This is a genomic window from Pseudomonas sp. IT-P395 (assembly GCF_949767675.1).
In the GTDB taxonomy this organism is placed as follows: domain Bacteria; phylum Pseudomonadota; class Gammaproteobacteria; order Pseudomonadales; family Pseudomonadaceae; genus Aquipseudomonas.
The window spans coordinates 23,147-36,095 of record NZ_CATKPW010000022.1 but is presented as its reverse complement, the minus strand read 5'-3'; the positions used below and the strand labels follow the sequence as shown (position 1 = coordinate 36,095).

Below are 12,949 nucleotides of genomic sequence, written 5' to 3'. Positions count from 1 at the left end.
TTCACTGGCGAGTATAGACAGCGACGGGAAATTGCAATGTGCACACGTAAATCAACTGAAACAGCCGGTACTTGCGTTCAAGGGCACGAATGGAGAAGGATGCAGACGAGTGGTGGCAAACCGATATAACGCAGGCGCATCAAGGATGAAATAATTATGACAAATGCGTCTTAGCATTTTTCGTAAGCCAGCTAACTTATGTCTTCCCTATTTCATTGCCTTGTTTCCTGGAGTTTTCATGAACACCGCCGCATTGCGCGAGCAGATCCAAAAAGCCCAACAACACGAAAAAGACACCGGCCTGCTGACCCGTCAGTTGGAGAGCAAGCTGCCTCATTTACACCCGGCGATCCAATTGCCGGAAGCCGACGCCAACGGTGTGCTGACGCGTTTTGTCGCCGCCTACATTGATGAAGTGCCAGACCTGCTGGATGCAGCCAATGAAGTCGCCAGGGAAGCGGGAATCGAATCGCAGATCAAACCGGTGCTGAAAATCGCCGAGCAGTATTTCCTCCAGCCGCCAGCCATCATGGCCGGGCACGTTGGCCTGGATAGCCTGCTGGATGAAGCCTATCTGGCGCACCGTTTTGTCGAAGAGGTCAACGACCTGTACATCAAGCATTTCGGCCAGCCACTGATCCCCTTGGACATGACGGTCGCCAACTTGATTGCTCACCAATTGATCGGTGAGGAATTTGCCAACCAACTGGACGAAGCGGTGCATCACGCGATCGACGAGATGCTCAACGACGAAAGTTTTGCGCTGGAATCGGTAGAAGCCTACCGCGAAAAACTCAGCAGCCCGGACACCGGCGCCGCGTGGAAACGCTGGCCGTGCATGAGCCGCCGACTGGGTGTGGGCCTGGAACTGGACCAGCCTGCCGCGTAATCCTGAGCGACACCCAAATACCTGTGGGAGCTGGCTTGCCAGCGATAGCGGTGGATCAGTCAGCATTGTCTGTGACTGACACTCCGTCTTCGCTGGCAAGCCAGCTCCCACAGGGTTTTTGTTCAGGCGGGAAGATTTAGCCGGCGGCGCCGATACCGGTAGTAGTTCGAATCCGTCCCTCAAGCCTGCGCTTCAACCCACGCGACTCAATCAACAGCTTCGAGCCCTTCGCCGCATTCGCCCGGCCCCACTCTTCCAGCAACTCCAGACACGAATGGTCGATGTAGCTCAGGTTATTGAGCGGCACATGCACCGTCGTCCCCTGCGGAATACTGCCCAGCACTTGCGTCAGCGCCGGCACCTTGAGGAATGTCGCCGCGCCGACCAGACGCAACTCCATCTCACCATCCTGTGGCAGATCGATCAGGCTGATCTTCAACCGCGACGCTTTGAACGCGAGTTTCAACAGCGTCAGACCGAAACCGATCAACACCCCGGTCAGCAGGTCAGTGAAGATGATCGCCAGCGCCGTCGCCGCATAGGTGAACATCGGCATCCGTCCATAACGGCCCAGACCTCGAAACGCTTTGAGATCGACCAGTTTGAACCCGGTGTAAACCAGCACCCCCGCCAGACTCGCCACCGGAATGCTTTGCAGTACGCTCGACAGCAACAACACGAACGCCAGCAGCCACAGGCCATGGAAGATCGTCGAGTAACGCGTGGTCGCACCGGCCTGGACGTTGGCCGAACTGCGCACGATTACCCCGGTCATCGGCAGCGCACCGAGCAGACCGCAGAGCATGTTGCCGACCCCTTGCGCCGACAGTTCACGGTCGAAGTCCGATCGCACGCCGCTGTGCATGCGATCCACCGCAGCAGCGGAGAGCAGCGTCTCGGCGCTGGCAATGAATGCCACGGCGAACGCGGCGATCAACAGCGTAGGGTCGGCCAGGCTAAGCAGGTCCGCAGGCTTGAGCCAATCAATGGCCTCCGCCAGATTCGCCGGCACCTCGACGCGTTTGACCTGCAAAGCGAGCAACAGACTTGCCCCGGTTGCCAGACCGACACCGAGCAATGCGCCCGGAACGAAGCGCAGCGAATGCGGGCGAAACTTCTCCCACAACCACATCACTGCAATCGTCGACAGTCCGAGCAAACCCGCCTGCCAGCCAAACGACGGCAGCGCTTGTGCCACTGCTGCCGGGAACGCCGTGAGGTTATCCAGCCCCGAGGGCTTCGGTGACGCATCGAGCATCACATGCACCTGTGACAGCACGATCAACACGCCAATCCCCGCCAGCATCCCGTACACCACCGCTGGCGCCGTAACCCGAAACCAGCAGCCGAGCTTCAAGCGGCCGGCGACCAGTTGCAGAAAACCGGCAAGCAACAGAATCGGCCCGAGCATCTCAATGCCGTGCTGGCGCACCAGTTCAAACACCAACACCGCCAGCCCCGCCGCCGGCCCGCTGACTTGCAACGGCGAGCCCGCCAGCCAACCGACCACCAGACCGCCGATGATCCCGGTGATCAAACCCTTGGCCGGTGGCAGCCCGGAGGCAATAGCAATACCCATGCACAGCGGCAGGGCGACCAGAAACACAACCACTGAAGCGAGCAGCTCCCGTGGAAACACCGCTTTCAATTGAGCCGCACGCATGGCGATTCTCCCGAAGTTTTCTTCAGGCATGGCGAGGCCGGGTCGCTGAATCAGCGACCGGCGTCAAACCACACAGATGTTTAGGAGGATTTAGAAGCGCGCTTTGGGCGTCGCCACCGGAATCGGATGGCTGCCGTCGAGCGGCAGGAAACGGCCCTGATCCGCGTCGTAAGCTTTGATTTCGCTGGTTTCGATGTCGTAGACCCAGCCATGGATGAACAAATGACCGTTCGCCATGCGCGAAGCTACCGAAGGATGGGTACGCAAGTGCTGCAGTTGGGCGATGACGTTTTCCTCGGTGAGGATCGGCATGCTTTCTTTTTCGTCGGCGCAGTTACAGTTCTCATGCACCATGGTTTTCGCGACTTCAGCGTGGCGCAGCCAGGCTTTGACCGTCGGCATCTTTTCCAGGCTGTCCGGATTGAGCACTGCACGCATGGCGCCGCAATCGGAGTGGCCGCAGATGATGATGTGCTGCACGCCGAGCGCCAATACCGCGTATTCGATTGCGGTGGAAACGCCGCCGTTCATCTGCCCGTACGGCGGCACAACATTGCCGACGTTACGGGTCACGAACAGATCGCCGGGCGAGCTGTGGGTAATCAGCTCAGGGACGATGCGCGAGTCGGCGCAGGTAATGAACATCGCCTTGGGCGCTTGGGCCGTGGCAAGTTTCTTGAAGAGCTCTTCCTGCTGTGGGAAGACCTCATGATGAAAATGCAAAAAGCCGTCTACGATCTGTCGCAGCGCTGCATCGGCGGATTCCGCTTCAGGGGTTTGCGCCGACGCAGCCAAAGGCTGTTTATCCTTGTCACTCATGATTCATCCTCTTTGGCGGATTAGGGGAGTCATTCCCATGTATTCCGGTATGAAGCCAGTGGCTGTTTAAAACATCCGGGTCATCCCGACCCGTCAGTCACTCGATGAACAAGGTAGCCGCCGAAACTTAACTCAAACTGAATCAAACGCTCTAGAACGTGTGTTCCAGGTCACAAAAAACGTGACTGGGTGATTTCGGCGGAAGGATTCCAACCCCTCAACCATAGGCCAATTGTCGCTAAATCAACGACATCTGGCGACCCGGCGGACAGAAGGCCGTGCAATCGAGGTTATAGCCTTCGCGATGATTCATGCCAAGACGCTTGATGGCTTTGGCAAATCGTTGCGCGAGCAGGTCGGCGAACACCCCTTCGCCGCGCATGCGTGCGCCGAAACGGCTGTCGTAGAGCTCACCGCCACGGCTCTGGCGGATCAGGCTCAGCACGTGTGCGGCGCGTTGCGGATAGTGCGCCGCCAGCCATTCCTCGAACAACGGCGCCACCTCCAGCGGCAGGCGCAGCATCATGTATGCCGCGCTTTGCGCACCGGCTGCGTGGGCCTCGTTGAGCAGGTTTTCGATTTCACTGTCGTTGATCATCGGAATCATCGGCGAACACAGCACGCCGACCGGAATGCCGGCCTCGCGCATGACCCGAATGGCGCGCAAGCGCGCTTTGGGTGCCGCGGCGCGCGGTTCGAGGATGCGTTTGAGCTCATCATCGAGTGTGGTCAGGCTGATCATCACCGCGACCAGCCGTTGTTCGGCCAACTCGGTCAGCAGATCTAGATCGCGAAGAATCAGCGAGCCTTTGGTGACGATGGTCACTGGGTGCTTATAACGCAGCAGCACTTCGAGGGTCTGGCGGGTGATTTTGTGTTCGCGCTCGATCGGCTGATACGGATCGGTATTGGAGCCCAGGTTGATCGGCGCGCATTGATAGCCTTTCTTTCCGAGCTGTTCCTCCAGCACCTGGGCGGCGTTGGTCTTGGCGATCAGCCTGGTTTCGAAATCCAGCCCGGGCGACATATCCCAATAGGCATGGCTGGGCCGTGCGTAGCAATAGATGCAGCCATGCTCGCAGCCGCGATAAGGATTGATCGAGCGGTCGAAGGGCAGATCGGGAGATGTGTTGCGGGTGATGATGGTCTTTGCGGTTTCGATCATCACCTCGGTGCCTTGAGTCAGCGGCACTTCCTGGTACCAGCCGTCATCCTCGGCCACCGATCGGTTCGGCGCGAAGCGGTTGTGCGGGTTGCTGGCGGTGCCGCGACCGCGAGGCGGTAGAGGATTGATCATTGGGCAGGCTCCTGATCTGTATATGCATACAGTACATGAGCGGGGCCACTGTGATCCAGTACCGTTCAGCGATGGGAAACTTGCTGACTGGAAAAGTTTATATATAAGTGCAAAGTACAATCCGAGATACATATGCCCCGTTGTCGCGACAAGTTATCGAATATAGTCTTGGTTACTTCTATCGGCACTTGGTCGATAACTAAATTAAAAAGGATTTAATTCGTGTCTTATCTCAATCAACGTGGTGTGTTCTTGCAGTTGATGCTGCCGAATGCTTCGGAGCCAAATACTATTGTTTCCATGCAACTGGCCCGTAAGGAGTTGGGCTGGAATGCCGAGGAAGAGCTGCCCACCGAGGGGCTGGTCGATTCGATCTACGTGGTGGCGGTGTCCAGCGACCGTGGCAAGACATTCACTATTCGTAACAACAAGAAAGATGTAGACGGTGATGGCGATATTGATAACGACGACAAGGCGAAGTTGATTGCATTGGCCAAGGCTTATGTAAGTATCGTTAATCCGTAATTGAAAGTGCAAGAGTCGCAAACAAATAACAATAAAGTCCTGCATGAAAATTCATGCAGGGCTTTATTGTTTTAGAAGAAGACACTGTGAATGGAAGGTGATCAGTCAAGGGCTGGCTGGGCATACACCCTGTCAACTCTGACAGTAGACCGGAATTCTCGCCAAGCCTAATCTCAAACACGCAATCAATCTGAAGGGTTTCATCCATGGCTATCAGAATACTGCTGGAAATTGCGGATATGGATCGAGATGGAAGTCCGGAAATCGCGTTTTACCACTACAGTGAAGACGCGACCGAAATGATGGATTACGACTATTCGCTTTTTGCTTCGTCGTCGCAGGCCAATGGCCGTTATGACTTGATCTCCGAAGACGCCATCGATACTGACGGCGATGGCGACACCGACAAATACGACGAGAAGCTTTATCTGCAGTTGGCCGATGCATTCGTGCAGTTCAAAGGCTTTCAGTCCAAGCGTTGATTGGCCGCTGACACCACACGAAAAGTCGAACCGTGCCAGCGGCGTATCAATCACATCCGTCAGTTATGCGTGGTGACTTGCCCCAAATCATCCCCGGAAGTCGTCTGCATATCGTTCTTGCGCAGATTGGCCACATCCTCAGCGTCAACCGGCGCACCTTTATTACCCCAACTGCCACGGATGAAGCTCACCACATCCGCCACTTCCTGATCCGACAGGCGCCAGGCGAAGCCCGGCATGGTGAAGGTCGACGGTGCCGTGTGCGTCGCCGGCAACGTGCCGCCCTTGAGCACGATGTGGATCAACGAAGTCGGGTCTTCCGATTGCAGCACCGGATTACCCGCCAGCGCCGGGAACACCCGGGTGTAGCCGTGGCCATCGGTGCGGTGGCACGCGGCGCAGTTGTCGATGTATACCGAAGCACCGCGCTGACTGTCATCGCCATTCCATAGGGCTTTCGCCGCTTTCTCGTCGTACTGATGCGGCTGATCGTTCGGATCACTGGCCGGCAACGACTTGAGGTAGCGGCCAATTGCGGTCAGATCCGCGTCGGTCATGTATTGCATGCTGTGGGTGACCACATCACTCATGCCGCCGAACACGGCGCTGCGATCGCTGCGACCGGTCTTGAGGAACTGCACCAGTTGCTCCTCGCTCCAGCTGCCGAGGCCATCCTTGTGATCGCCGCGCAGGCTCTTGGCGATCCAGCCTTCCAGCGGCGCACTGCCGGCGAGGAAGTTGCTGCCATCGGCAGCGCTCAGGGATTTTTCCTGCATGGTCAGGGCGCGCGGCGTATGGCAAGCGCCGCAATGGCCAAGGCCTTCGACCAGATAGGCACCGCGGTCGATCACCGGGTCGGCACTTGTCGTTTTGTAGTCCTCGACCTTCGGCGCAAACATCCAGCGCCAGCCCATCAGCGGCCAGCGCATGCTCAACGGCCATGGAATATCACTGGCCTTGTTCTCTTGCGCCACCGGTTCTACGCCGTGCATGAAGTAGGCGTACAGCGCTTGCATGTCGGTTTCGCTGACACGGGCGTAGGACGGATACGGCATCGCCGGGTACAACGTACTGCCGTTTTTGGCGACGCCATGGCGCACGGCCTGATCGAAGTCTTCGAAGCTGTATTCTCCGACGCCGGTCTTGTCCGGGGTGATGTTGGTCGAGTAAATCGTGCCGATCGGGGTTTCCATTGGCAGGCCACCGGCGAACGGTTTGCCACCCTTAGCGGTGTGGCAGGCCACGCAGTCACCGGCGCGGGCGAGGTATTCGCCCTGTTTGATCAAGCTTTGATCAACGTCGGCCGCATGAGTGGAGGCACTGCCGAGCAGCGCCAGGGTCGCGATAACGAGATTTTTCATGGTCATCGCTCCTTAAGCCTGAACCAGCGGGCCGGGGTTTTTCAGGTACTGCTCGCGGATTGCCTTCGCCGACCAGTAGGTCAGTGCGGCAACCAGGCCGGTCGGGTTGTAACCCAGGCCTTGCGGGAACGCCGAGGCACCCGGAACGAAGACGTTATGCACGTCCCAACTCTGCAGGTAGCGGTTCAGTGCGCTCTTCTTCGGATCGGTGCCCATGATCGCGCCGCCGTTGAGGTGGGTGGTCTGGTAAGAGGCGGTGTTGAAGTGATCGCCGACTTTCTTGCCGATCACGGCAATGGCTTTCGGCCCCATCGCTTCGGCGACCTTGCCCATTTTCTCGACCATGAAGCGGTTCATCTTGATGTCGTTTTCCTGCCAGTCGAAGGTCATCCGCAGCAGCGGCAAGCCGTAGGCATCGCGGTACACCGGATCGAGATCAAGGTAGTTGCCCCGATAAGACTGATGCGCGCCGTGGGCGTCCATCGACACCTGGTGGGTGTAGTAATCAGCGGTCGCGCGTTTCCAGTCACTGCCCCAGGCCGGGGTGCCCGGCGGGTTCGAGGTGCCGGCAATCGGCCGGCTGCCGGCCTGGTTGACCCACATCGGCGAGCCGCCGACAAAGCCGTGCGGGCCGTGGTCAAAGTTGTCGGCGTTGAAGTCGTCCAGCGCCACGCCGTTGCCGCCGGCGCCAATGAAGTTGTTAGTGTGGATGTCCTTGTCGAAGAACGCCTTGATGGTCGCCATGTTCTGGTAGGCGAAGTTACGCCCGACCACGCCTTCGCCGCTGATCGGGTCGTACGGCTTGCCGATGCCGGAGAGCAGCATCAGACGCACGTTGTGCAACTGGAACGCGCCGAGAATCACCAGATCCGCCGGTTGCTCGATTTCGCGACCCTGGCCGTCGATGTAGGTCACGCCGGTGGCTTTGGATTTCGTGCTGTCGAGGTTGACCCGCAGCACGTGCGAGTTAGGTCGCAACTCGAAATTCGGCAAAGGTTTCAGCGCCGGCAGAATGTTCACGTTTGGCGAAGCCTTGGAGTACATGTAGCAGACATAACCGCTGCAAAAACCGCAGAAGTTGCACGGGCCCATCTGCGCACCGTAAGGATTGGTGTACGGCCCGGAGGTGTTCGCGGACGGCAGGTTGTAGGGTTTGTAACCGACTTCTGTCGCCGCTTTACCGAACAGCTGTGCGGATACCGTGTTCTTCTGCGCCTCCAGCGGAAACGGGTTGGAGCGATCCGGTGCGTACGGGTTGCCGCCCTTGCCTTGACCGACCAGTTGGCCCTTCACGGTCCAGGCCTGGCCCGAGGTGCCGAAGACTTTTTCGGCGAAATCGAAGAACGGCTCCAGTTCTTCATAGCTGACGCCGAAGTCCTGGATAGTCATGTCCTTGGGGATAAAGCTTTTGCCGTAGCGCTCTTCGTAATGGCTGCGCATGCGCAATTCGATCGGGTCGACGCGAAAGTGCACGCCCGACCAGTGCAGACCGGCGCCGCCAACACCATTGCCGGGCAGAAACGCGCCCAACTGGCGGTTCGGCAGGGCGATGTCGTTAACGCTGTGGCGAATAGTGACCGTCTCTTTGGAGATGTCCTGAAAGAGTTTTTTGCGCACGCTGTAGGTGAGTTCGTCGATCACCTGGGGATAGTTGCCGTCGGGGTAGGTGTCCTGCATCGGCCCGCGCTCCAGCGCCAGCACGTTGAGACCCGCTTCGGTCAGCTCCTTGGCCATGATCGCGCCGGTCCAGCCAAAACCAACGATGACTGCGTCAACCTTCTTCATTACCGTTGCCATGCTTACGCCCTCTCGCCGCGAATCGAAACTGCCGGGAAGGGGTATTGCTCGTTGCGTTCCACCCAATCCATGAAATCGGCGCGGGCGCCGGGGAAGCCGATCATGGTCCAGCCGACCATGCCTTTGTTGCCGCCGTGGATCGGATCGCAGAAGAACCCTTCCTTGGTGTTTTGCAGCAGCAGGTTGAAGAAAATCTTCGCTGGAACCGCGTCGAATTGCGGCTTGCCGGCTTCGAGTTGCTTGAGCAAATCGTCTCGGGTAGCGCTGTCTTGCTCAGCAAATACTTTACCGTTGAGGGATTTTGCCCACTGATCCGTGGCGGCGATGCCGAGGCGATAGATCTCTTTGGGCACCAGTTTGCTCTGCCAACCCATTTCCGGCGCGGCGTCGGCATTGAACGGGCCTTGCATGTACCAAAGGGCGCCGGCGGCGTACGGCGTGTTCATCTGGCGGTCGATGTATTCCGGCACACCGGCTTCCAGCGCACCCGGGCCTTGGGCATCGTTGGGGATCAATTGCGCGACGGCGGCATTGATGAATGCCCATTCTTCGGCGGTGAAGTAGCTCGGCTGATAAACCCCGGCATCAGCGCGGACCGGTTGCGGCGCGGGTGCAGTGGGTGCGGCTTCGGGCGCCGCTTGCAGCACGCTACTGCCCAGACCGGTGCCGGCCAGGGTGACCACCGGGATCAGGGTCAGGGATTTGCGCAAAAACTCACGCCGCGGGTTGTCTCGATTTTCATCAGACATGGTGGTGCACCTCATCAGGCATTAAGGGACAGCCGCTTCTGCGAGCGGCTTGAGGATTTTTCGTCGCGACAACAGCGGTCTGACCCAGGAAAAGGGGACGCGCCTGCAACATCATGTGACAAATGGTAGCAGGCTAAGCTTCTCGATGAACCGATTCATCGGAAAAAACACCGGTTTTCTGAGTGGCGATGAATGAAACAGTGTCCATTCACAATTCTTTGACAAGCGCCTCACAGGGCTTTGACCGCGCAACGCCGAAGCTGCGGTTCCTATCACCGATGAACCCCGACACGGTTACCCCAGCATGTCCCGAGTGCGTTTGTTCCCTGCTTTGTGTTTATCGCTTGTCGCGCTGTTGCACTGGCTGCCAGCCCAGGCTGCGGCGACTGCGACAGCGACGGCCCGTCCCACTGATTGGGCGCAACCGGTCGAAGTGCAATACAACCTGTTCCAGATGTCGCCGACGCTCTATCGCAGCGCATTGCCGGATGGCGGCGCCGTACCGTTACTGAAAAATCTCAAGGTCGCCACGGTGATCAACTTCCTCCCGGAAGCCGACAGTAATTGGTTGTCCGAGCCGGACATTAACCAGGTGCAACTGCCGTATCGGACCAATCACGTTGACGACGCCGACGTGCTCAAGACCCTGCGGGCTATTCAGTCTGCCGAAGCCAAGGGGCCGGTGTTGATGCACTGCAAACACGGCTCCGACCGCACCGGCCTGATGGCGGCGATGTACCGCGTGGTGGTGCAGGGCTGGAGTAAAGAAGACGCCTTGAGCGAGATGACCCAAGGCGGTTTCGGTGAGAGTGGGCACTTTCGCGACAGTGTCCGCTATGTAATGCAGGCCGATGTCGACAAACTGCGCACAGCGCTGGCCAATGGTGATTGCAGCACCAGCGCGTTCGCCACCTGCTCGATGAAGAGCTGGTTTCAGTCAGTCAATCTGAAGTAATCCACGACCTTCCACGACGTTGCATCGTGGAAGGTTTTCCAGTCGCAGCTCAGTCCTCGGACTTTTTCTTCAGCTTCGGATTCGGAAAGAACTGCACCGCCTGCACGGTCTTGTCCGGCGCAGGTTTGTTCAATGCACTGGTGTTGACCCGCGTGCCCAGTTCTTTCGGTACCGACAGCCCTTGCTCGTTCAGCGTGTCCGAGTAACCGCAGGCCACACATTCACGGTGCGGCACGCTGTCCTCGTTCCACATCATCAACTTGTCCGGCTCGCTGCACGCCGGGCAGACCGCCCCGGCGATAAAGCGCTTCTTGGTAATCACAGGTGCCTCACTCATGCTGCCGCGTCCTCACTCAGGCCGCTGTGGCGCAAGAGTGCGTCAATCGACGGCTCACGGCCACGGAAGTCGACGAACAGCACCATCGGCGCCTGCGAACCGCCGCGCGCCAGAATCGCTTCGCGGAAGGCACGACCGGTTTCAGCGTTGAGCACGCCGTCCTCTTCGAACTTCGAGAAGGCATCGGCCGAGAGCACTTCAGCCCACTTGTAGCTGTAGTAACCCGCCGCATAACCGCCGGCGAAGATGTGCGCAAAACTGTTCGGGAAGCGGTTGTAGGCCGGTGGGCGCATCACCGACACCTCGTCACGCACGCCTTCGAGCACTTGCAGCACGCTGCGGCCGTCACCGTGGGTGGCGTGCAGCTCGAAGTCGAACAGCGAGAATTCCAGCTGACGGACCATCATCAGGCCGGACTGGAAGTTCTTCGCCGCGAGCATCTTTTCCAGCAGGTCCTGGGGCAGCGGCTCGCCGCTTTCGTAGTGACCGGAAATCAGCGCGAGGCCTTCCGGCTCCCAGCACCAGTTTTCCATGAACTGGCTTGGCAGCTCGACCGCGTCCCACGCGACACCGTTGATGCCGGAAACGCCAGCGTGATCAACGCGGGTCAGCAGGTGATGCAGACCATGACCGAATTCGTGGAACAGCGTGGTCACTTCATCGTGAGTCAGCAGCGCAGGCTTGCCGCTGTCGGCCGGGGTGAAGTTGCACACCAGATTGGCCACCGGGCTTTGCAGCACGCCGTCGACAGTGCGGCGACGGTCACGGGCGCCGTCCATCCACGCACCGCCACGCTTGTTGGCGCGGGCATAGAGGTCGAAGAAGAAGCGGCCGACGTGCTGACCGTTTTCCTTGATCTCGAACAGGCGTACGTCCGGGTGCCAGGTATCGAAGCCTTTCTGCTCGGCGATTTCGATGCCGTACAGGCGCTGAACGATGGCAAACAGACCGCCCAGCACTTTGTCGATCGGGAAGTAGGCGCGCAGGGTTTCCTGGGCGACGCTGTAGCGTTGCTCACGCAGTTTCTCGCCGTAGAAACCGCTGTCCCAGCTTTGCAGGTCTGCGCAGCCCTGTTCGGCGGCGTAGGCGCGCAGCTGTTGTAGATCCTGTGCGGCAAACGGCTTGCTGCGCTTGGCCAGATCACGCAGGAAGCTCAGCACCTGATCGCTGGACTCGGCCATTTTCGTCGCCAGGCTCAGCTCGGAGAAGCTGGCGAAACCCAGCAGCTTGGCCAGCTCCTGACGCAGGTCGAGGATCTCTTCCATCACCGGGCCATTGTCGTTCTGACCGGCGTTCGGGCCTTGATCCGAGGCGCGGGTGCAGTAGGCGGCGTAGACTTCTTCGCGCAGTGCGCGGTCTTGCGCGTAGGTCATCACCGCGTAGTAGCTCGGGAATTCCAGGGTGATCAGCCAGCCATCGAGGCCTTTGGCCTGTGCGGCGGCCGCCATCTGCGCCTTGGCCGAATCGGTCAGGCCGGCGAGGGCGGCTTCGTCGGTGACGTGCTTGGTCCACGCCTGCGTGGCGTCGAGCAGTTGATTGGAGAAGCGGCTGCCCAGCTCGGACAGTTTGCTCTGCACTTCGGCATAGCGCTTTTGCTCGGCTTCCGGCAGGTCGATACCCGACAGACGGAAGTCACGCAGGGCGTGTTCCAGAATAGTCTTTTGCGCCACGTCGAAGCCGGCGGCTTCCGGGCTGTTGGCCAGCGCTTCATAAGCCTGGAACAGTTCGCGGTTCTGGCCCATCTCGGTGGAGTAGGCGCTCAGGGCCGGCAGGCACGACTCGTAGGCTTCGCGCAGTTCGGCGCTGTTGCACACGGCATTGAGGTGGCTGACCGGGCTCCAGGCAGCGCCGAGGCGGTCATTGAGTTCGTCCATCGCCAACACCAGACCGGCCCAGGTTGGATTCTGGACTTGGGTCTTGAGGATTTCGGCAATGGCGGCGCGGTTGTCGGCCAGGATCGTTTCGATGGCGGGCAGGACGTGTTCGGCACGGATCGTGGAGAACGGTGGCAGGTCGTAGGACTGCAGCAGAGGGTTGTTCACGCTCACGGTTGGCACCTTGGCTGGGGAAACATT

General features: G+C 59.1%; 12 protein-coding genes. 4 read left to right on the top strand and 8 right to left on the bottom strand.

Annotation, left to right across the window (positions count from 1 at the left end):
• The first annotated feature begins 238 nt into the window (after positions 1-238).
• The gene (locus ACM6IN_RS15400; protein ID WP_007911722.1) at positions 239-889 is read left to right on the top strand and encodes a hypothetical protein; all 651 of its coding nucleotides are present in this window, start codon (positions 239-241) and stop codon (positions 887-889) included.
• Between the two features lie 136 nt (positions 890-1,025).
• Here the strand turns inward: ACM6IN_RS15400 and ACM6IN_RS15395 are convergent, their stop codons facing one another.
• The 3 genes from ACM6IN_RS15395 to ACM6IN_RS15385 form a co-directional block, all read right to left on the bottom strand.
• Complete coding sequence (locus tag ACM6IN_RS15395; protein ID WP_414916310.1) at positions 1,026-2,552, bottom strand: SulP family inorganic anion transporter; 1,527 nt, start codon at positions 2,550-2,552, stop codon at positions 1,026-1,028.
• A gap of 90 nt (positions 2,553-2,642) precedes the next feature.
• Complete coding sequence (locus ACM6IN_RS15390; RefSeq protein ID WP_007911720.1) at positions 2,643-3,371, bottom strand: carbonic anhydrase; 729 nt, start codon at positions 3,369-3,371, stop codon at positions 2,643-2,645.
• A 238-nt stretch (positions 3,372-3,609) separates the two neighbouring features.
• Complete coding sequence (locus ACM6IN_RS15385) at positions 3,610-4,668, bottom strand: PA0069 family radical SAM protein (protein WP_414916309.1); 1,059 nt, start codon at positions 4,666-4,668, stop codon at positions 3,610-3,612.
• Positions 4,669-4,890: 222 nt separating this feature from the next.
• On the opposite strand from ACM6IN_RS15385, the gene ACM6IN_RS15380 reads away from it, so the two are divergent.
• Positions 4,891-5,193 (top strand): hypothetical protein, encoded by a 303-nt coding sequence (locus ACM6IN_RS15380; protein WP_007911718.1) that lies wholly within the window; start codon positions 4,891-4,893, stop codon positions 5,191-5,193.
• 206 nt (positions 5,194-5,399) lie between these two features.
• Positions 5,400-5,675, top strand: coding sequence for a hypothetical protein (locus ACM6IN_RS15375; RefSeq protein ID WP_007911717.1), 276 nt, complete (start codon positions 5,400-5,402; stop codon positions 5,673-5,675).
• A 59-nt stretch (positions 5,676-5,734) separates the two neighbouring features.
• Here ACM6IN_RS15375 and ACM6IN_RS15370 read toward each other — a convergent pair whose 3' ends face one another.
• From ACM6IN_RS15370 to ACM6IN_RS15360, 3 genes are read right to left on the bottom strand one after another with little or no spacing between them, the layout of a single operon-like run.
• Complete coding sequence (locus ACM6IN_RS15370) at positions 5,735-7,036, bottom strand: c-type cytochrome (protein ID WP_414916308.1); 1,302 nt, start codon at positions 7,034-7,036, stop codon at positions 5,735-5,737.
• 12 nt (positions 7,037-7,048) lie between these two features.
• Entirely contained in the window at positions 7,049-8,833 is a 1,785-nt protein-coding gene (locus tag ACM6IN_RS15365) for a GMC family oxidoreductase (RefSeq protein WP_414916307.1), read from the bottom strand.
• A gap of 2 nt (positions 8,834-8,835) precedes the next feature.
• Complete coding sequence (locus tag ACM6IN_RS15360; protein WP_007911712.1) at positions 8,836-9,582, bottom strand: gluconate 2-dehydrogenase subunit 3 family protein; 747 nt, start codon at positions 9,580-9,582, stop codon at positions 8,836-8,838.
• A 304-nt stretch (positions 9,583-9,886) separates the two neighbouring features.
• Between ACM6IN_RS15360 and ACM6IN_RS15355 the strand changes: the two genes are divergently transcribed.
• A complete protein-coding gene (locus tag ACM6IN_RS15355; RefSeq protein WP_414916306.1) occupies positions 9,887-10,537 on the top strand; it encodes a dual specificity protein phosphatase family protein in 651 nt (216 codons plus the stop codon).
• Between the two features lie 49 nt (positions 10,538-10,586).
• Here the strand turns inward: ACM6IN_RS15355 and ACM6IN_RS15350 are convergent, their stop codons facing one another.
• Positions 10,587-10,874, bottom strand: a complete 288-nt coding sequence (locus tag ACM6IN_RS15350; protein WP_007911710.1) for a YheV family putative zinc ribbon protein — start codon at positions 10,872-10,874, stop codon at positions 10,587-10,589.
• Entirely contained in the window at positions 10,871-12,922 is a 2,052-nt protein-coding gene (prlC, locus tag ACM6IN_RS15345; RefSeq protein ID WP_095113094.1) for an oligopeptidase A, read from the bottom strand. The genes ACM6IN_RS15350 and prlC overlap by 4 nt, the downstream gene beginning before the upstream one ends.
• Positions 12,923-12,949: the final 27 nt, after the last annotated feature.

What these genes read in the sequence shown, in the direction of transcription:
- ACM6IN_RS15370 (WP_414916308.1), bottom strand. Translation starts at nt 7,036, where the DNA reads ATGAAAAATCTCGTTATCGCGACCCTGGCGCTGCTCGGCAGTGCCTCC.
- ACM6IN_RS15355 (WP_414916306.1), top strand. Translation starts at nt 9,887, where the DNA reads ATGTCCCGAGTGCGTTTGTTCCCTGCTTTGTGTTTATCGCTTGTCGCG.
- ACM6IN_RS15365 (WP_414916307.1), bottom strand. Translation starts at nt 8,833, where the DNA reads ATGGCAACGGTAATGAAGAAGGTTGACGCAGTCATCGTTGGTTTTGGC.
- ACM6IN_RS15390 (WP_007911720.1), bottom strand. Translation starts at nt 3,371, where the DNA reads ATGAGTGACAAGGATAAACAGCCTTTGGCTGCGTCGGCGCAAACCCCT.
- ACM6IN_RS15395 (WP_414916310.1), bottom strand. Translation starts at nt 2,552, where the DNA reads ATGCGTGCGGCTCAATTGAAAGCGGTGTTTCCACGGGAGCTGCTCGCT.
- ACM6IN_RS15400 (WP_007911722.1), top strand. Translation starts at nt 239, where the DNA reads ATGAACACCGCCGCATTGCGCGAGCAGATCCAAAAAGCCCAACAACAC.
- ACM6IN_RS15375 (WP_007911717.1), top strand. Translation starts at nt 5,400, where the DNA reads ATGGCTATCAGAATACTGCTGGAAATTGCGGATATGGATCGAGATGGA.
- ACM6IN_RS15350 (WP_007911710.1), bottom strand. Translation starts at nt 10,874, where the DNA reads ATGAGTGAGGCACCTGTGATTACCAAGAAGCGCTTTATCGCCGGGGCG.
- ACM6IN_RS15385 (WP_414916309.1), bottom strand. Translation starts at nt 4,668, where the DNA reads ATGATCAATCCTCTACCGCCTCGCGGTCGCGGCACCGCCAGCAACCCG.
- ACM6IN_RS15360 (WP_007911712.1), bottom strand. Translation starts at nt 9,582, where the DNA reads ATGTCTGATGAAAATCGAGACAACCCGCGGCGTGAGTTTTTGCGCAAA.